Source organism: Kyrpidia tusciae DSM 2912, from assembly GCF_000092905.1.
Taxonomy (GTDB): Bacteria; Bacillota; Bacilli; order Kyrpidiales; family Kyrpidiaceae; genus Kyrpidia; species Kyrpidia tusciae.
The window spans coordinates 2,807,153-2,825,575 of the sequence record NC_014098.1; the positions used below are offsets into that span (position 1 = coordinate 2,807,153).

Annotated in this window: 16 protein-coding genes; 8 read left to right on the forward strand and 8 right to left on the reverse strand. The window is 57.3% G+C overall.

Annotated elements, in window-relative coordinates:
- Window positions 1–2 precede the first annotated feature (2 nt).
- Entirely contained in the window at window positions 3–986 is a 984-nt protein-coding gene (locus BTUS_RS13725) for a DMT family transporter (protein WP_245543318.1), read from the reverse strand.
- Complete coding sequence (locus BTUS_RS13730; RefSeq protein WP_052300644.1) at window positions 983–2,371, reverse strand: amino acid permease; 1,389 nt, start codon at window positions 2,369–2,371, stop codon at window positions 983–985. Before BTUS_RS13730 ends, BTUS_RS13725 begins: the two co-directional genes overlap by 4 nt.
- A 165-nt stretch (window positions 2,372–2,536) precedes the next feature.
- Between BTUS_RS13730 and BTUS_RS13735 the strand changes: the two genes are divergently transcribed.
- Entirely contained in the window at window positions 2,537–3,724 is a 1,188-nt protein-coding gene (locus tag BTUS_RS13735; RefSeq protein ID WP_013076675.1) for a pyridoxal phosphate-dependent aminotransferase, read from the forward strand.
- Window positions 3,725–3,805: 81 nt separating this feature from the next.
- Here the strand turns inward: BTUS_RS13735 and BTUS_RS13740 are convergent, their stop codons facing one another.
- Entirely contained in the window at window positions 3,806–5,152 is a 1,347-nt protein-coding gene (locus BTUS_RS13740) for an amidase (RefSeq protein ID WP_013076676.1), read from the reverse strand.
- A gap of 233 nt (window positions 5,153–5,385) precedes the next feature.
- On the opposite strand from BTUS_RS13740, the gene BTUS_RS13745 reads away from it, so the two are divergent.
- The 6 genes from BTUS_RS13745 (at window position 5,386) to BTUS_RS13765 (ending at window position 11,499) form a co-directional block, all read left to right on the forward strand.
- Window positions 5,386–6,687, forward strand: a complete 1,302-nt coding sequence (locus tag BTUS_RS13745; RefSeq protein WP_013076677.1) for a transposase — start codon at window positions 5,386–5,388, stop codon at window positions 6,685–6,687.
- A gap of 246 nt (window positions 6,688–6,933) precedes the next feature.
- Window positions 6,934–7,206 (forward strand): tyrosine-type recombinase/integrase, encoded by a 273-nt coding sequence (locus BTUS_RS17665; protein ID WP_280990942.1) that lies wholly within the window; start codon window positions 6,934–6,936, stop codon window positions 7,204–7,206.
- Window positions 7,199–8,326, forward strand: coding sequence for an IS91 family transposase (locus tag BTUS_RS13750; protein WP_013075663.1), 1,128 nt, complete (start codon window positions 7,199–7,201; stop codon window positions 8,324–8,326). The genes BTUS_RS17665 and BTUS_RS13750 overlap by 8 nt, the downstream gene beginning before the upstream one ends.
- Window positions 8,327–8,724: 398 nt before the next feature.
- Window positions 8,725–9,966 carry a site-specific integrase gene (locus BTUS_RS13755; RefSeq protein ID WP_013076678.1) on the forward strand — a complete coding sequence of 414 codons (1,242 nt, stop codon included), beginning with the start codon at window positions 8,725–8,727 and terminating at the stop codon, window positions 9,964–9,966.
- A complete protein-coding gene (locus BTUS_RS13760; protein WP_013076679.1) occupies window positions 9,953–10,933 on the forward strand; it encodes a tyrosine-type recombinase/integrase in 981 nt (326 codons plus the stop codon). The genes BTUS_RS13755 and BTUS_RS13760 overlap by 14 nt, the downstream gene beginning before the upstream one ends.
- Window positions 10,930–11,499: a tyrosine-type recombinase/integrase gene (locus tag BTUS_RS13765; RefSeq protein ID WP_052300645.1), complete on the forward strand. Its 570-nt coding sequence runs from the start codon at window positions 10,930–10,932 to the stop codon at window positions 11,497–11,499. The genes BTUS_RS13760 and BTUS_RS13765 overlap by 4 nt, the downstream gene beginning before the upstream one ends.
- Before the next feature lie 162 nt (window positions 11,500–11,661).
- Here BTUS_RS13765 and BTUS_RS13770 read toward each other — a convergent pair whose 3' ends face one another.
- Window positions 11,662–12,897: an IS110 family RNA-guided transposase gene (locus BTUS_RS13770; protein WP_013076653.1), complete on the reverse strand. Its 1,236-nt coding sequence runs from the start codon at window positions 12,895–12,897 to the stop codon at window positions 11,662–11,664.
- Between the two features lie 625 nt (window positions 12,898–13,522).
- Here BTUS_RS13770 and BTUS_RS19330 point away from each other — a divergent pair.
- Window positions 13,523–13,957, forward strand: coding sequence for a tyrosine-type recombinase/integrase (locus BTUS_RS19330; protein ID WP_407635233.1), 435 nt, complete (start codon window positions 13,523–13,525; stop codon window positions 13,955–13,957).
- A gap of 184 nt (window positions 13,958–14,141) precedes the next feature.
- Here the strand turns inward: BTUS_RS19330 and BTUS_RS13780 are convergent, their stop codons facing one another.
- The 4 genes from BTUS_RS13780 to istA form a co-directional block, all read right to left on the reverse strand.
- Entirely contained in the window at window positions 14,142–15,557 is a 1,416-nt protein-coding gene (locus tag BTUS_RS13780; RefSeq protein WP_013076680.1) for a transposase family protein, read from the reverse strand.
- Window positions 15,554–16,462, reverse strand: coding sequence for a Druantia anti-phage system protein DruA (locus BTUS_RS13785; RefSeq protein WP_013076681.1), 909 nt, complete (start codon window positions 16,460–16,462; stop codon window positions 15,554–15,556). Before BTUS_RS13785 ends, BTUS_RS13780 begins: the two co-directional genes overlap by 4 nt.
- Window positions 16,463–16,742: 280 nt before the next feature.
- Complete coding sequence (locus tag BTUS_RS13790) at window positions 16,743–17,150, reverse strand: ATP-binding protein (protein WP_013076682.1); 408 nt, start codon at window positions 17,148–17,150, stop codon at window positions 16,743–16,745.
- A complete protein-coding gene (istA, locus tag BTUS_RS13795) occupies window positions 17,147–18,388 on the reverse strand; it encodes an IS21 family transposase (RefSeq protein ID WP_013076683.1) in 1,242 nt (413 codons plus the stop codon). The genes BTUS_RS13790 and istA overlap by 4 nt, the downstream gene beginning before the upstream one ends.
- Window positions 18,389–18,423 lie beyond the last annotated feature (35 nt).

Consider the following 18,423-nt stretch of genomic DNA (forward strand, 5'->3'; position numbering starts at 1 on the left):
GGTCATTTGGGTCGGGCCAGCAGCACCACCGCAGCGAGGATGCACGCGGCCCCCGCCGCCCCGGTCATGCCCAGGTTCACGTGGAGAAACAGCGCCGCCGACACCACCGCCGAAACTGGCTCGGCACTGGCCAAAAGGCTGGTCTCAGCCGGGGTTAGAAAACGCAGACTGGTGAGATAAAACAGAAACGACACCAATGTGCCAAAGAACACAACAAAGGCGGTGAGGCCCCAGGCGATCCACCACGTCTCCCCGGGCACCGCCGGCCCGGGCTGAAGCGCCCCGCCCAGGGCCGGCACCGCCGCCCCCACCACCATCGCCCACCCCACCGTGGCCGGCGCCCCGTAGCGGCGCAACAACCGTCCGGGGTACACCGTATAAAAAGCCAACGTCACGGCGGAGGCCAGCCCCCACACCACACTCGTCCAGGGCACAGTTAGCGCCTGGATCTGCCCACCGGTCACCAGCAAAAACGTCCCCGCCAATGCCAGACCGACCGCGGCGATTTGCCGAAGGCCGGGCATTCGCCGCGACCTCGCCGCCGCGTAAAGGACGATCATCGCCGGGGCCAGATACTGGAGCAGCGTGGCCGTAGCGGCATTGCCCTCGGCCACCGAAGCAAAATACGAATACTGCACCCCCAGCATCCCGAAGATCCCAAACAGCGTTAACCTCAGCGCGTCCACGGGATGCACGAGAGGCCCCAAGGCCGCCCGGGGCCCCGCAAACACCGCCGTCCCCAGCACCAAGATCATCCCGGACAGCCCCATTCGCACGGTCACGAGCCACTCCGGGCGAAACCCCTCCCCTTGAAACAACACCTGGGCGGCCGTCCCCGACAACCCCCAAAACACGGCCGCGGCCAACACCATAACAAAACCCTTCACCCGGCCGGCTCGGGGCGTTCCGGTATAAGAACCCTCATCCACCGGAACGCGTCCCGTCCGACCCAACTCCCTGACCGTTCCATCGTATGCCAATTTCAAGGCCTCACTTCTCTACGAGACTCGCGCCGGACAAACCCATATCCAACGAGCATCACGGCCATCGCCCCGAGACTTGTCCAAATCCCCAAGCGCTGTTCGGCGCTCATCACGATCAAGCCGATAATGACCGCCAACATCAGAATCCCGAGGCCGGTACTCACCGGATACCCCCAGGCGTGAAACGGCAATTTTCCCAATTCCTCCTGGGGCACCCGACGGCGAAATCCCACGTGGGCCACGAGAATCAACATCCAGACGAACAGGAAAGAAAACCCAGGAATAGACATCAAGTAGTTAAACACCTGATCGGGCCATTTGTACGCAATCCCCACCCCGATCCACAGAAAAATGGTACTGGCGAGCAAAGCCCGAATGGGCACCCGGCGACCGCTGAGCTTCATCAACCAGCCGGGGGCATACCCTTGCTGTCCGAGAGAATACAACATCCGGGACACGGCGTACATACCGGAGTTCATGCTGGAGAGCACCGCCGTCAACACGACAAAATTCATCACGTGGTCGACGAAGGGCACTCCCACCTGCCGAAAGACCATCACAAAGGGACTTTCCCCGGTCCCCACCGTGGTCCAAGGCACCAGGGCTACGATCACCAGAAGCGGCAACACGTAAAATAGCACCGTCCGCCACACCACTCCGACCATCGCCCGGGGAATGGTCCGGCCGGGGTCTCGAGTCTCCGCCGCCGTTAGCCCGATCATCTCACTGCCACCATAAGAAAACATCACCACCAGGAGCGCGCCGGCCAAACCGCTGAAGCCGGTGGGGAAAAATCCTCCATGGGCGGTAAGGTTTCCGAACCCGATGGCCGGATGCCCTGGAACCGCACCGACGAGAAGCAAAAACCCGAGCAGGGAAAAAAGAATGATGGTGACAATTTTGATCCCCGCAAACCAAAACTCAAATTCCCCGTAGGCGCGCACCTGAAACAAATTCACAATCGTCAACGCCAGGGAGATGATGAGGCTGAGGACCCACAGGGGGACCCCCTGAAGCCAAAAGTGTAAAAAGGTCGCTCCGGCGGTACATTCCGCCGCCAACACCAAAACCCAACAAAACCAATACAACCAACCGGCCAGATAACCGAACATGGGCCCGACATACTGCCTGACATAGACCAAAAAGGAACCGGCCACCGGTTTATGAATGGACATCTCCGCCAAGGCAAAAAGGACGAACAAGAGCAGAATGCCGCCCACGAGATAGTCCACCACCACCGCCGGCCCGGCCAAATGGATCGTCGAACCGCTGCCGAGAAACATCCCGGCGCCAATCACGCCGCCGAGGGACATCATCACGATATGCCGGCTCAAAAGTCCCCGGGACAGGCCCGGAGTACTTCCCTGTTCCATCGCCCCCTCTTGCAATGGCTCTCCCCCTTCGAAGTTTCTCTCGGATCCCGGGCTCCACGAAATCTCGCCCGTCAGGTCCTTTCCTTCCTTTAGTATACAAAATCTGCGACTTCCGCGAACAGAAGAGAGGGTTTGTGCTAAGATGAAATTTAGCGAGTCGAACGGAAAGGATGGAGTCACGTGGGGATCCTTCACCCGGCAGACCGCATCTCGCGGTTACCCAAACAATTTTTCGCACGCCTCACCGCCGCAGCGGCACGTCACATGGAACAAGGGTTTGATGTCATTAATCTGGGCCAGGGCAACCCCGACCTGCCAACGCCGAGCCATATCGTCGAGGCGTTGCAGCAGGCGGCAGAAGATCCCGCCACACATCGCTATCCGCCGTTTCGCGGGCTCCCGGAATTGAAACGGGCGGCTGCCAAGTGGTATGCAGACCGCTACGGCGTCGATCTGGATCCCGAGCGCGAGGTGGCCATCCTTCCGGGGGGCAAAACCGGGTTGGTGGAGATCAGCCCGGCTTTGCTCAACCCAGGAGATGTCTGCCTGGTCCCGGATCCGGGTTATCCGGATTACTTATCGGGGATCGCCTGGGCCGGCGCAGAGATGGTACCGATGCCCCTTCGGGCGGAACGCCGATTCCTTCCTGATTTTGCCGAAATACCTTCCGACGTGGCCGACCGGGCCAAGTTGATGTTTTTGAACTACCCCAACAACCCCACCGGAGCGGCGGCAGACCTCGCCTTTTTCGAGGCAACAGTCCGGTTTGCCCAGCGGCACGAGATCGTGGTCCTTCAGGATTTCGCTTATGGGGCCATCGGTTTTGACGGCAAGGTGCCGCCGAGCTTTCTACAGGTTCCCGGAGCCAAAGACGTGGGGATCGAGCTCTACTCGTTCTCCAAGACCTTCAACATGGCGGGGTGGCGCCTGGCTTTCGCGGTGGGCCGGGCCGATGTCATCCAGCTCTTGGAACTGGTTCACGACCATTTTTACTGCAGCGTGTTCGGCGCCGTCCAAAGGGCGGGCATTGCGGCCTTGACGGGGCCGTTAGAGCCCGTTGAAACGATGCGCCGTACCTATGAGAATCGGCGCAATGCGTTCTGTGGAGAGTTGCGGCGCCTCGGTTATCCGGTTCAGCCCCCGGAGGGATCGTTTTTCTGCTGGCTCCCGGCCCCCCCGGGCGAGACCAGCGAAGGATTCGCCGAGCGGGTACTGGAAACCTTTCACGTCGTGGTGGCTCCTGGGGTGGGGTTCGGGCCGCACGGCGAGGGATACGTCAGGGTAGGGCTTTTGGCGCCTGAAGAGAGGCTTGTTGAGGCCGCCCGGCGATTGGCCATGGCGTATCACAACGAAAGGCCAAACATATGAATTCGCGGCTTCCGCCGTTGAGCAGGTCGGCGGCCCCGCCTTGATCCTCCGCCATGGGACAAACGAGCGGGGCCGACTTCATCATAGCCGAATCCCGGCGGCGGCTTGGAATTGCGCCGCCAGATCCAGCAATCCGTCGTCGTCCATGGGCGAACCGACCACCTGGAGACCGACGGGCAATCCTCGGCTATCCACCCCGCAGGGCACCGACACGGCGGGAAATCCCACCACATTCCACGGCGCAGTCATGGACACCAGCGCATCCCAAACAGGTACTTCACTGCCCGGGATCCGCACCTGCTCTTGACCCACCTTGGGAACGGGGCAGGGCAAAGTCGGCATCACGAGCCCGGCGTAGCTTTCCATTTTCCGGGTCCAATCGGCGATCTTCTCCCTCCGAATCGCTTGGGCCGCCAAATAGTCCAGGGCGGAAATGTCCCGCCCGGGATCTAACCGTTCAGCGAGATCCCTCTGGAGCAGTCCCCGCCGGGGCCCCTCGAGCACCTCCCGGTGGGTGAGATACGCCTCGGGAAGGCGAACGGTAAGTTGAAGCGCTTTCCACTCGTCAAAGGGCTCCATCTCCACGGCTTCAAATCCATACCCCAAACGCCGGAAAACGCCGAGGACATCTTCGAATATTTGAACGATTTCCGGATCTGTCCTCTCGCGGATGTAGTCCCAGGGCACGGCGAGGACGCGGTCGTGAGAAGCCCGCCCTCCGGGTCTGGGACGTTCAGTGCGCCCATCCGCAGCGCGAATCGGGGAATCCCCAGGATGCTCAGTCAGTAAATGAAATAAGTAGCGAGCATCGGAGGCGGTGTGGGTGAGGAGCCCCACGTGGTCGTAGGTGGTGCTGAGGGGCATCACCCCTTGGGTGGAAATTCGGTCTCTTGTCGGCTTAAAGCCGACGATCCCGCAACACGATGCCGGAATGCGAACGGAACCGCCGGTATCCGTCCCCAGAGCTGCCGCAACCATCCCCGCGGCCACCGCTGCAGCCGAGCCTCCGCTTGAGCCCCCGGGAATGTAGTCGAGGTTGCGGGGATTGCGGGTGGGAGGGGTAATAACTCCGTAGGCCAACTCCTGGGTGTTGGTCTTCCCGACGATCACCGCCCCGGCTTTCCGAAGTTTGGCCACGCATGGGGCGTCCTCGGCCGGCATCCGGTGATAGGCGCGGGAACCCCCGGTCGTCGGCATGCCGGCGACGTCGATCATGTCTTTCACGCCCACAGGTATCCCGGACAGCGGGCCAGACCCGGGGGGATCCGCAATGCGATCCGCCGCCTCGGGATCCACATATAAAAACGCCTGAACCTTCGGCTCCAGGACGTTCAGTCGTTCCCGAACCCGGGTGGCCAATGCCTCGCGGGTCATCGTACCTCTTTCCAAAGCAGATAACATTTCGAGAACAGTCATATAATCTGTCATAACTTTCGCCTCCTTTTTGGGGAGCCTTTTTCGATGCCGAAAAGGCCAGGAGGGATAAGGGGTAAGGAGCAGGGACCAGAAAACTTTCCCCCAAAGAGGGCCAGGAAAGACAGGGGTTTTGAATGGGGGGAGGGATAGATTCGGACAAATTCACCCCAGTCCAATAAGACAGGTGAGTCCTCTTTTGTTAGAATAGTGGTTAGACAAATGATCCAACAAGGAGGACTCACCCTATGGCCATTATACCACAACTCGAACTGTTTTCCTGGGAAGAGATTGAGCCGCTTGGAGACTTGGAACGCCTCCGGCTGGTTCTGGAACATCTGCCGGACGAAGCGCTCATGGCGCATCTGGAGAAATCGAGAGGTCATGGACGAGATGACTACCCGGTACGGGCGATGTGGAACTCGATGTTGGCAGGAATCGTGTTTCAGCACCCGTCGATCGAGAGCCTGCGCCGGGAACTCTCTCGAAACGGGCAGCTGCGGTCGATCTGTGGGTTGCGCGCAGTTCCCAGCGCAGCCGCTTACACCCGATTTCTCCGCAGCTTGATGGAGCACGGATCGTGGATCGAATCGATGTTCGACGAGCTGGTGAAGGCCCTGAGTGAGGAACTTCCGGAGTTCGGGCGTCGTTTGGCGATGGACAGTAAGGCAATCGCCTCGTGGGCGTCCCGTCCCTCGAAAGAAAAGAAGGAAGACGGACGGCGGGATCTGGATGCAGCATACGGGGTAAAAACCTATCGTGGGACCCGCGAGGACGGGAGTACATGGGAGAAAGTGGTCCGGTGGTTTGGCTACAAGCTCCACCTGGTGGTGGATGCTCAGCATGAATTGCCGGTGGCGTATACGGTGACCAAGGGGTCGCGCTCGGACGTCAAAGAAGGGCATGTCCTGCTGGATGAGATGGAGAAACGCCATCCGGAGATGTTGAAAAAGGCCGAGGTCCTGACGGCGGATCGGGGGTACGACGACTCGAAACTCCTGAGTCGCTGCTGGGATGAATATGGGATCAAGCCCGTGATCGACACGAGGCGGATGTGGAAAGACGGGGAGCAAACGCGGTTATTACCGGGACACACGAACGTGGTGTATGACGAGGGGGGAGCGGTGTACTGTTACTGTCCAGAGACAGGGGCCCGGCAACAGATGAGCAATGGTGGGTTCGAGAAAGACCGGGGGACGCTGAAAAAAGTATGTCCAGCCAAGGCGTACGGGATCACGTGTCAAGGGCGGGAACAGTGCCCCGTGGCCGGAGGGGTGCGGGTGGCGCTCGCAGTGGACCGGCGGATCTTCACGCCGATTGCCCGGGAGAGCTACAAATGGGCGAAGGAATACCGGTACAGGACGGCGGTGGAGAGGGTGAACAGTCGCTTGGACGTCTCGTTTGGGTTTGAACGGCATACCATTCGTGGGCTGGCCAAGATGCGGTTGCGCTGCGGCTTGGCTTTGTGCGTGATGCTGGCGATGGCATTGGGGAGGGTGCGGGAGAAGCAGCAAGAACGCATGAGGAGCTTGGTTCGCAGCGTGTCCTAAACGGAACGCGATCGTAGAAGGTGGAGCTCCTGGGCCAGGTAACCAAGAACCTGACCCCGGTTTCGCATGGCCTGAACCATCCAACCTGTGGATGATAAACCAGATAATGGACATACCAAACTCGCCACGCCGATGGGATTCGTGCTGAAGGTTCGGGGAAAAAGGGACATCGAAAAAGGCTCGCCGGAAATTTTGTCTTGACAACTGGGACTACCGTAGTTCCTGGGCACGTATTCGCTGGCTCACATCACCTCAGCGGCCATATCCCGTGCCTTTGGCGATGCGCTGAAGCGAGCGCAAATCTCCAAAGAGGTCTCGATCCACTCCTTGCGCCATTCGTTTGCGACCCATTTGTTGGAGGATGGAGTTTCCCTGCTGCAAATCAAAGAATTGCTCGGACATGCCAGCATCCGTTCCACGACGGTGTATTTGCACTTGGCAAATGTCACCTCTGGGATGCTTAGTCCACTTGATCGCCCGCCATCCACGGATAAAGGGAACATCAGTGCCCATGCCTGAACTCCAAGACATCTTCGCCCAGTATGCTGACTCCTACGCAAAGAGGCACCCGCTCTCCCTCGAACAGGGGAAAGTGGTCCGGGCCATCCAGAACTGCCGCACCGCCGCCTTGGGAGGACATGTGGATGAGTGTGACCATTGCGGATACACGCATATCTCCTACAATTCCTGCCGCAACCGTCACTGTCCCAAATGTCAAACCCTGACCAAGGAACGCTGGATCCAAGCCCAGAAGGCGAACTTGCTGCAGGTCGGGTACTTTCATGTTGTGTTCACCCTTCCGGAGGAGCTGAATCCCGTTGCCTACCAGAACCCCGAGGTGGTGTACAACCTCTTGTTCAAGGCCGCTTCGGAAACCCTAACGGAGTTAGCGGCGGACCGCACCTATTTAGGGGCGCAGATCGGTTTTACGGCCGTCCTGCATACCTGGGGGCAGAACCTCATGCTCCACCCGCACCTGCATTGTATTGTTCCGGGAGGCGGGCTGACGACAGACGGACGCTGGGTGAACTCCCGCAAGAAGTTCTTCCTCCCCATCAAGGTGCTCTCGCGTAAATTTCGGGGCAAGTTTCTGTTCCATCTCAAGCGTGCAACGCTTGCACTCCATGGTTCCTTGGAGCCCCTGCGGGACGGGGACCGCTTTCGGGAATGGATGTCCTCCCTCTACCAGAAGGAATGGGTGGTCTATTGCAAGCCGCCGTTTAAGACGCCGGCTCATGTGGTGGAGTATCTCGGACGCTACACGCATCGGGTGGCGATTTCCAATCAGCGGATTCTTCGCGCGGAAGACGGGAAAGTCACCTTCCGGTGGCGGGACTACCGGGATGGAAATCGGCAAAAAGAGATGACATTGACGGCTGAAGAGTTCATCCGCAGGTTCTTGATGCATGTCTTACCCAAGGGGTTTACGAGAATTCGGCACTACGGATTGCTCAGTCCCAGAAACCGAAAGACGAAGCTGAGCCTTTGCCGCAGGTTAACGAAGAGCAACTGCATGCCGGTTCCCAAACTGTCTGCGGTTGAACTGTTTATCCAGTTGACGGGCAAGGATTTCACAGTGTGTCCCCGTTGCGGGGTGGGTCATCTGACGCGGGCGGCTCCCATCCTCAAAACTGCATAGCGGTGGATGATCAGCCCGTGGAATGGGGAGGGGGAAAGTATGCGCACAGACGGAACAACAACGGTATCTGCGCCCATGCAATTCCAGGGTTTTGCCATGAAACCACTTGCAGGACATACTTTCGCGAGGAATGGCGAAGATTGATTCCCCATAGCAGCTAACGACCGCGGTTCAGTCCAAGCAAAATATGCGAAGTGGCGCTCAGTCTACAGACGAGCGCCACTTTTTACACCGACTTCGCATATTTCACTATTCATTATGGGGAGCTGCAGGTTATGTGAAGTACCGGGAGGTTTGTGGCGTTAAATCGTATCCTTGTGATGAAATGACTCTACATAACGCCTCACAATGGGGGATGGAGCTGTGGCTCTTAAACCCTCATGAAGGAGGCCATTTTCATGTTGGAGCATCTCACTATTGCTGAGCTCGTGGAACAAGTTTTGGCGGATTTAAAGCGATTGGCGTATGCTCAAAATACGCAGCTCGCCTACCGCCGCTTCTACAATCGCGTGCTCCACTATGCGAAATTGCAAGGCGTTGAACATTACTCGGAAGCATTTGGCCAGAAATTTTTTGAGGCAACTTACGGGTGTCAATGGACCGAATTGCCGCAACCGATTCCAAAGAAGTTTCGTCCCCCAGTTCGCTTTCTCGCTTCTCTCACGGATGTACAACTTCACGGCACCGTAGTTCGGCGACGACCAAAAAATCGCCCATACGAGGCGCCACCTGCTTTTGGCAAAGCTTTGGACGCATTTACTGTCGAATGTCAACGACGTGGCTACTCTCCGTATGGTCAACGGACTCGGATGGGCCGGATACGTCTGTTTCTCGCATTTCTTGCGTCTGAAAATGTCACACCTGACACCCTAACCGCACGACATGTATCTCGCTACGTCACTACCCTGATGAACTACAACCCAAAAACAGTGTTGGCCATACTTACCAATCTACGAACGTTTTTACGGTTTCTCCATGATGCCGGTTTTCACGCCCAGGATCTAAGCGGTGCCGTACCACGCGTTCGTGCAGGTCGGTATGAACGTCTGCCGAGTGTGTGGCCAGCCGATACGGTGCAGCGACTTCTCAATGCCGTTGATCGGGGGAATCCGACTGGTAAGCGTGATTATGCCATTTTGTTACTCGCTGCTCGGCTCGGTATGCGGGTGGGGGATATCAAGGCGTTGACGCTATCGGCCCTACATTGGGAGTCGAAAACCATTACCTGGGTGCAACAAAAAACAGGGCGCGCAATCGAATACCCACTTTTAGACGACGTCGGTTGGGCGATCATCGACTATTTAAAGTATGGCCGGCCCGCGACAACGAGTCCGGTCCTTTTCGTGCGCCATTATGCCCCTTTCGAACCTTTTGGCTCACATGCAAATTTGCATCATATCATCACCCGCTATGTCCGGCGTGCAGGTATTTCAGTACCCGCCGGGCATCATGGCATGCATGCCCTTCGACACACACTCGCCAGCACGTTGTTAGAGCGTGAGACACCTCTTCCCGTTATCGCGGAGATCCTGGGCCATCTCAGCACCCAGTCTACCCAAGTGTATCTGGCAGTGAATCGAGAAGGACTGGAACGTTGTGCTCTAGATCCCGAGGAGGTATTCGCTTATGGCGACGAATGACGGATTTATGAGCGTACTGGGTCCCATTCTCGAGGCTCTAATTGCTGAAAAGCGCAGTGTTGGCTATCACTATGACAAAGAGGTCCGTGATTTTGCGCGGTTTGATCGTTTCTGTTCGGCCGTTGGTCACCAAAGTCTATCGCTGCCGCGCGAACTCGTGGAGCAGTGGACTGCCAAACAAATTCATGAGACCGAAACCAATCGTCAGCACCGAATTTCGCGTATGCGAGTATTAGGGGGCTATATGCAACGCTGTGGATACCCCGCTTGGGTGTATCCCCGACAGACGGCTGCCCAAACGTCTTTGCGATACGCACCTTATATTTTCTCTCGCTCGGAATTGGCAGCCTTGTTTCGTGCAATCGATACGTGCCCACCGGAACGTCATTCTCCCTATCGTCATGTGGTATTTCCTTTGCTATTTCGACTCCTTTACAGCAGCGGCTTGAGGATCGGAGAAGCGTTAGCCTTACGTGGTGGCGATGTTAACCTGCAAACAGGAACCCTCCACATCCGGGTGGCGAAGCTGGACAAGGAACGACGGATTCCCGTCCATCCCGCACTGGTTCAACGCATGGAGCGATATGTGAAAGTGCTGGGTATTACGCCGACTCTGGAAGCCCCCTTGTTTCCTGGGCCGAGTGGACAATCCTACTGCGAAAGCACCATTTACGACGCCTTTCGTCGGTTTCTCTGGGAGGCTAACATCTCACACGGGGGGCGGGGCCGTGGTCCCCGCCTTCATGACCTGCGTCATACGTTTGCTGTCCACTGCCTACGGAAGTGGGTTTTGGAAGGTGTTGATCTCACGGTTGCACTTCCATATCTCTCCGCCTACATGGGACATACGAGCCTCAAAAGCACGCAGATGTACCTCCGTCTCACGGCTGAAGTGTACCCAACTGTTGTAGCCGCTGTTGAGCGGCGTTATGCATCCATAATTCCAACAGGCGGTGAACGCGGATGAGGCCAACTGATTTTGCGCTTTTATTAACCCGCTACTTGAGTCAGCATTTGCCAGCCCAACGTAACTTGAGTCGACAAACCATTCAGTCTTACCGAGACACATTCAAGCTCTTGCTGCGATTTTGCCAGGCGGAACGTGGGTGGGTGCCGGAGAACATTACACTTGCCCAGATTGATCGGGCATGTATTGAAGCGTTTCTCGACTGGATTGAAACGGTTCGCCACTGCACCGTCGCTACGAGGAACCAACGACTTGCTGCATTGAAGTCCTTTTTTCGTTGGGTTTCATATGAGGCGCCGGAACATCTTGAGTCCACGCAGCGCGTACTGGGAATTCCGTGGAAAAAGACGGGGCAACCAAAGATGATGTATTTGACAGCGAATGCAGTACAGGCATTATTAGCACAACCGGATCGTACTACCCCTGCAGGACGGCGAGACGCAACATTGCTTGCCTTGCTCTATGACACCGGTGCGCGAGTACAGGAGCTGGTTGATCTGAGGGTTCGGGATGTACGGATCGAATCCCCTGCAGTTGTCACTCTAACCGGGAAAGCCCAGTGGTGAAATGTCAAGGGGGTGGTCGAAGAAAATTGGGAATGGATATGGGAAATAGTTACAAATGCGAAGGTTAAAGGGCGACCTTAACCAAACCCATGATGTTCGCCGAATTTTCGAGCGATGTTCATGGGTGCAAAACTGGAAAATCCGTCCGTCTGGAGGTAGTGGTTATCTCCTCCTCTCCGGGGGTGTGTACAGCTGATTGGTGCTCAGTAGTGTGAACACCAAGCGTACCAGTTTTCTTGCAGTCAGGACGAGGGCTCTTTTATGTTGGTGCTTCAGCGCTTCGTCGTGCTTCTTGCGGTAAAACTCGGCGTACTCGGAATCATGGCGGCGAACCTGGTCTGCAGCTTGAATCAGATAATAGCGCAGGTACTTGTTCCCAGTACGCATTCGGGATGTTTCATCGGCTTCGTACTCCCCGGATTGGTACTGATTCCAGACCAGTCCGGCGTACTTGGCTAAGGCGTTGTGGTTCTTGAAACGTCGAATGTCGCCGACTTCGGCTATGATTCCGGCTGCGTATACAGGGCCGATGCCCTTGACCGACTCGAGGGTATTTGGGATCGCTTTCATCAGCCTGGCAATCGCTCGGTCGAGTTTCTTCACCTCAGCGTCCATGTGCTGGATCACGCTGAGGGTGACGGACAGCGACAGATTGACGGGATCCTGCATCACCTTGTCCAGTCGAAAGGACCTGCGTGCAACCTTTTGGAGTTCCTGTGCGATCTGCTTTGGGTCGTCAAACTTGTTTCTGCTTTTGTCGACCAAGAGCGCCACAAGATCCTCAAGGGGCATCGCAGCGATTTGTTCAGGCTCCAGCTCCTGAATGACGGCGAGCGACGTGGCACCGAAAGTATCGGAGAACGGGTTGTCTTGACGCAGACCACTGAACTTAAGAAACAGCTGGTTCAGGAAGAAGGTCTTGTCCCGAGACATGGTCTGCATCACATGAAACCGAGTCCGGGTGAGACGTTGAAGCGCTTCGTATCGGATCGTGTCTGTCATGGCTTGTGGGAGACGGCCAAACCGCAGGTGGTCCGCAATCACCCAGGCATCGATGCGGTCGTTTTTGGGAAGGTGGTCATACGCCTTCTTGAAACGAGCCACTCTCCGCGCGTTTAAGACGTGAATCTGAGCGTCGAGGTGTGGTGCATGGTCCTCGAGTTGTTGTTTGAGGTAATGGGCCAGATGCCAGCCGAGGTTGGCTGTCGCCTCCATGCCGACAACGACGCGATCCATGTGCTTGGTCTCTGTGATCTCCAAGACCTTGTGAATGAGAGTGTCGGCTCCCTGTGGGTCATTGGAGATCTGAAACGAGGCCAAGTTCTGACCGGCCTCATCCATAAATTGAATATGGTGGGCCTTCAAGCTCACGTCGATCCCAACATGCAGTTTCGGCAACGGATTCACCTCCGTTCGGGGAAGAGTCAAGCCAGTCCCGGACCTGGGTGCCCGTGGGAACCACCGACCTCAGCCTCGTCATCAGCACTCATCCATCCGGATGTCAATTGCGGGCCACTACACCCCATCCGGGATGGAGGCGCAACCAGTGGTTAGAGCATGGGTGGTGGATCCTGGGTAGCAGGCTTTCCACAGCAGTACCAAACGGTCCGCAAGGAGGGGAAGAAATCTCCCGAGAAAGACTTGCTGATCCCATTGTCCCACAGGCAGGCCGGGCTGTCGAAATCTCCACCGACCAAACACGTTGGGGCTTCCCCCGACTGGAGGTGGAGAGATATGGAATTATCAAGGAACAAAGGCATGACAAAGAAACGGAGTGACGGTTGTGCAACTCCAAGACCAAACGCGATGGATTCAATAACCAACGGCGATGGGAACTTCCCCATCCAGATGATCCACAAACATGGCCAGACCAAGACACGCCGACAACCGACCTACACCAACAGATGTGGATGGGGAAGCCCACCACCTCCACCCCTATGAGCAGCTGTCTCATAGGGATGGATAAAAGAGCCGGCTCTGGAAGTTCTCCAGCGCTGCTCCAGCAGTTCCGGACCTACTGGAAATTCAACGAAGAAGACCTTCTACTACTATCATACGAGGGAGGAAAAAACGTTCGGTACCACTGATGACGGCTACGGCAGATTTGGTGGCTGCTTATCTGAAGGAGACACATCTCCTTCGAGCGGAATTTATGGACCATCCCCTGTTTTATAACCGGCAACGCCATGCTCTAACACGATGGGGAGTGGCGTATATCCTTCAAAAGTACGTCACACAGGCCAAAGCGCAAGCGCCTGCGGCATTTCCAGAGACGGTGAGCCCGCATCTCTTAAGGCATTCGAAGGCGATGCACCTCTTACAAGCTGGGGTCAATTTGATTTACATTCGTGATTTGCTTGGCCACAGCGATGTGACTACCACGGAGATCTATGCTCGAGCCGATGCAGAAATGAAGCGACGGGCTTTGGAGTCTGCGCGGATCAGTGCTGACGCATGAACCGGTGTAGAAAAAATTCGGAGGCAGCTGAGGCGGCCCCGGACTCTGAATCCCTTCTACCTGTAGGGTGTCCCTGTAAAGGAGAATCGCCCTGAATAACGGGAAAATCTATTTCTGTTGATTATTGGATCCCCACAGGTTACACCTCCCCTCCCCCGCAGAACGATGTTGCAAGATATTCCTGTTAAAACGCCATCGTCAGCCGCGGAGGACCTTGGCAACGCGCCAGCAGCCAGTCCCGATCTATCCACCCCTGCGTCCAGCTTTCGTACAAAAACTTCAACGTCCCGCTAAAGCCCAGTTCCCGCACTTTCTTCATCAGCCCTTCGGTATGCAAGGCCATGACGTTCACCAGATGGCCGAGGTGCATCAGCACGTGCCAGTTTCGCATCGCCGTCCAGTCGGTGGAGTACAGGTGCTCATACTCGTATCCCCGGTGCTTCTCCGTCAGGATCTGTTCCTCAATGTCCCATCGGTGGCGTGCCGCACGATTGCAGCGGTTCACCACATTTTGTGCCGTCAGCGGCTGCCCGGACACCCACGCCCAATGCGCCTCCTGCTGCTTCCCCCCCTCTTCCCAAAACTCTGTACATCCCACGACATGCACCTTAAGCCGACGGCGCGCCCCGGAAGCCTCCCTGAAATCATAGTCGATCTGGTTGATCCACCAAAAGATTTGCTCGCGATTGCCCCACCGGTGTCTCCGCTCGTTGGGTTCGATCTTTCTCAAGCCTTTGACCTCTTCCCACACACTGGGCAAACAGCTTTGGGGCAGGACAAACATAAAGTCCAGATGCAGATCCCGACACAGCGCCATCATCGGCCCGTTGGGGTACAGCCCGTCAGCTACCACCAAGATCCGCAATTTGGGAAACATCTTGCGCAGGCGGGTCAGCAGCCGTTTGCAGGCCTTCAGTTCACTGTCTTGCTTCTCGAACTCCGGCTGCTCAGCCGCATTCTCGCAAAACTCCGTGAGAAACGGGAGGACCACCCCTTGAGGGCTGACAAGGCTAGCCTCCAGGGCATAGGCCATGGACGAGACCTGGTTCTCCCCGTGCCGACGATGCAAAGCCTCCGAGGTCCAGGGCTGCCCCCGACTCGCCTTTTGGGTGCCGTCTATGGCGATCACGTATTGCTTCTCGACCAACAGCGCCTTCAGTCGTCCCGACCGCAGAAGGCGCTTCACCGTCGCCGTCATCACCTCCTCGAGCTCCCCCGGATTGATCCGTTCCAAGATCCGCTGCACCGTGTCCATATGCGGGATGGTTTCCACCTCCGGAAAGATCTCCCGAAAGTGTTCCCAAAACGTTGGACGCGTCAGTTCCCGATTGGCTCTTCTGCGGGAGGCATACTGAAAGATAAACATGAACAGCCCAAACGTCAGAAGCACAGTCAGTTTGTGCCGAATGCTCCCTGGACGTCGGGGGTCGGCAATCCGTGAAAACTTCTCCATCAAGCCCGGCAACAACGCTCGCCAAACCGGCAACTGGGCTTCCACGGCCGTTTGCCGGTCCGCTCGCTCCTCCTCGCTGTTTCGATACGAGCTTTTCCGATTCGGAAGGGTCCAGGGGTGAATCGACTCGGGATTCCGAAGCGTCATCTCGATTCCCCCCACTCGTCTTCCACAAGCTGTGGAAAGGGTTCGACCAACCGCTTCCGCCAGTCCCGCACCAGCGGATAGACCCAGATCGATTTCACGGACGTTCCATACTCGAAGAATCGATCCTGTCTTCCTCGTCCCGCCGTCTTCCCGATCTCGATCCAGTTGGCCGCTCGGTAGCAAGTTCCTGGATATTGGGGTTCGATAAACGTCTCCAAAAGAACCGGTTCAAACCCATAGCGCGCCTTCCAATCCGCTCGAATCCGCCGGGCCGCCAACGCAAGCGCATGACTGGCCAGATGGGGAATCTGTACACCCGGCAGAATCAGAAACCGATTGTTGTTCACGATTCGTGGGCGATACCGCCTGCGCTGCTCCGCCGTCCATCCGATCCACTGATCCCGTGCAGCCAGGGCCTTCGCCGCAGCCCCAAACAACATCGCCCCCACAATGACCGGTCCGTTTGGCCCCTGTGCCCGGATCCAGTACTGGATGCGGGCCCCGATCCCACGAAGGTACCCCAACGGGTGATACGCCGCCATGGTCGCATTCCAGTCTGCCCGTTCTTCCGGACGGACCGGCTCCACGATGACCGGAAGGACATCCCGCAGGCACGCCTGAAGCTGGGTTTGTACCACCCCCCCTCTTCGTTCCCGGCACCCTCGGGGACCCTGGGCTCGCAAGGGCGGAAGAGTGACCACTCCTTTTTGCTCGAGTTTTAGAAGCAGCTTGTGGCAGGCTTCGACTTTCAGCCGGCCATTCGGGGACTTCCACGGCAGATTCTCACACAAGGTCGCCGCGATTTCCTCTCGACTCAAGCGGGAAAACCGCTGGACCGTGTTTCGAATCAATTCCAGGTCCGCCTCGCGAAACTCTCGGTCGCCAATCCAAAAGGGTACGTCCATCTGAGACTCACCTCTCGACATCATCTCCAAGGTTATCATCTCAGATGGGCTCAGAACTGTCCAGTCGTATTTGCAATCAAATTTTCTTGAGACGCGCTCTGAAGTCAAGCGTCCCAAGGGCTTCCCGGTTCATGCGTCAGCACTGTGCGCGGATACCGGGAGTTGACGTGGAACCAGGGTCCTGGACCTCAGACGCCGGACTCATGGACTGGCTGACAAGCCTCGGAGCACGACCGATTTGATCGTTGCAGTCAAATCTTATGTTGAGTCTACAAAGCGGTCATCTCAGCTTTTGTAAGCAGGGATGGCCGTTTCTCACCATAACCTGCAGCTCCCCATAATTGCCCACCCCCGGTGGTCCCAGGAAGATAACGTTGCTGCCCTCCTGGATGAACGTCAAGCTGGCTAGTTCTCGTATTTGTCGCTCATCGACGGACGGCTGGAACGAGAAATCGAAATCTGCAAGGGTCTTGTGATACGGGAAGTTGGCCATGCGGAGTCTGGCATGCATGTAACGGCTGTATCGCTCCTCCTGCTCAGCCTCTAGCAGTCTGTGCAGGAACTCCGCATAGGTCGCCTGGTGCCCCGCTGCCCACTCCACGCACGCCGGCAGCACCGCCGCGGCGCGCTTTAATCCCAGCTCCAGCAGCTGCTCCTCGGCCTTGGCCAGAACCAACGCCTCACTCATTGCACCTGACCTCCCATTGCAATCTGCTCATAGACGGACAGCTCCCGCTGCTCCACGTCCGGCCCGATTTGCAACCCTGGCACCTTGCCTCGATCCGGATGGGACGTCCCAGCCGGGATTCCCTTGAAGTGCTCAGGGTTGGTTGAGACCTGGTGCCTGCCTGTGAGCACGCGGTGTTCGGCAATGACCTGCCCGCCGTACTCGATCTGCAGGCTGCCTGACTCAAACTCCCTGACCAGCACGGTGTGCCCCACATACCGCCACGGAACGGTGTACATGTTCGTGTTCCACGAGATGCGGCAATCGTTCATGACCTTGCGCATATCGGCGTACGCCAGCGTGTACCGGCTCTTAGGCAGGGGCTGCAGCGTCTCTGCCTGAAACCGCACCACCGGCTGCTCCCGCGTTGTGCCGTGGATGCGAACATTGGCCACCATATCCCGCCAGATGGCACCTTGCCGGTTCAGGTCGTCATAGTCCACGAACGATACCGGCCAGAAGCTGGACCGGATATACCCGATGGGCCGTTCAATCTTCCCCTTTGTACGACTTCGGTAGGGCTTACAGGCCTTGGGCACGAATCCGTAGTACTTGGCGAAGTCCATGTACGCCGGCTGCCAGTCTACGTGTCCATGACCGTCGTTGGCCACAACCAGCGGGGAGCAGTTGTCGCTGAGAATGACCTTTGGAACCCCGCCGAAGAACTCCAGCGCGTTCCGAAGTGCCTGGAGGATATGCAGTTGGTCCGACGCTCTGATAAACTCCAGGTAGAGCATGCGGGAGTAGGCGAGTACCATGGCAAAGCACCATACCTTGCGCCGATGGCCATGCGGGTCCAGGTAGGGGAATGCGCCCAGGTCGATTTGCGCTTGCTCCCCCGGAGCCGTTTCAAACCGCACGGTTGCCTTGGCAGAGACAACCGGACGGAGAGGGTGCATGAACTCGCGCAGTACGGTAATGCCGCCGGTGTATCCCTGCTCCCGGATCTCGCGAAAGATTCGCTCCGCATTGAGGACGCCGATACGCATGCGCTGCTCCACATAGGCCTTGTATGGCTCCAGCTTGTGGCCTTTCACCCTCCGGCCACGCGACTTCACCATCCCCTCCTCCTGCTGCCTAGGTTCACTCACAGCCTTGCGGATGGTTTTGCGGTCATGGCCGTATCTTCTGGCCAGTTCCGAGATGCTGACGCCCTCCTCATACAGCTTCCTGATTTCCATCTTTTCACTCTCCCTCATGACTGGCACCTCCCAAGACGTGATGGCAGGTGCCA

Bases quoted from the DNA above. Each gene is read 5' to 3' on its own strand.
- BTUS_RS13755 (WP_013076678.1), top strand. From the start codon at position 8,725: ATGTTGGAGCATCTCACTATTGCTGAGCTCGTGGAACAAGTTTTGGCG.
- BTUS_RS13740 (WP_013076676.1), bottom strand. From the start codon at position 5,152: ATGACAGATTATATGACTGTTCTCGAAATGTTATCTGCTTTGGAAAGA.
- BTUS_RS13780 (WP_013076680.1), bottom strand. From the start codon at position 15,557: ATGACGCTTCGGAATCCCGAGTCGATTCACCCCTGGACCCTTCCGAAT.
- BTUS_RS13745 (WP_013076677.1), top strand. From the start codon at position 5,386: ATGGCCATTATACCACAACTCGAACTGTTTTCCTGGGAAGAGATTGAG.
- BTUS_RS13790 (WP_013076682.1), bottom strand. From the start codon at position 17,150: ATGAGTGAGGCGTTGGTTCTGGCCAAGGCCGAGGAGCAGCTGCTGGAG.
- BTUS_RS13785 (WP_013076681.1), bottom strand. From the start codon at position 16,462: ATGGACGTACCCTTTTGGATTGGCGACCGAGAGTTTCGCGAGGCGGAC.
- BTUS_RS13760 (WP_013076679.1), top strand. From the start codon at position 9,953: ATGGCGACGAATGACGGATTTATGAGCGTACTGGGTCCCATTCTCGAG.
- BTUS_RS13765 (WP_052300645.1), top strand. From the start codon at position 10,930: ATGAGGCCAACTGATTTTGCGCTTTTATTAACCCGCTACTTGAGTCAG.
- BTUS_RS13750 (WP_013075663.1), top strand. From the start codon at position 7,199: ATGCCTGAACTCCAAGACATCTTCGCCCAGTATGCTGACTCCTACGCA.
- istA (WP_013076683.1), bottom strand. From the start codon at position 18,388: ATGAGGGAGAGTGAAAAGATGGAAATCAGGAAGCTGTATGAGGAGGGC.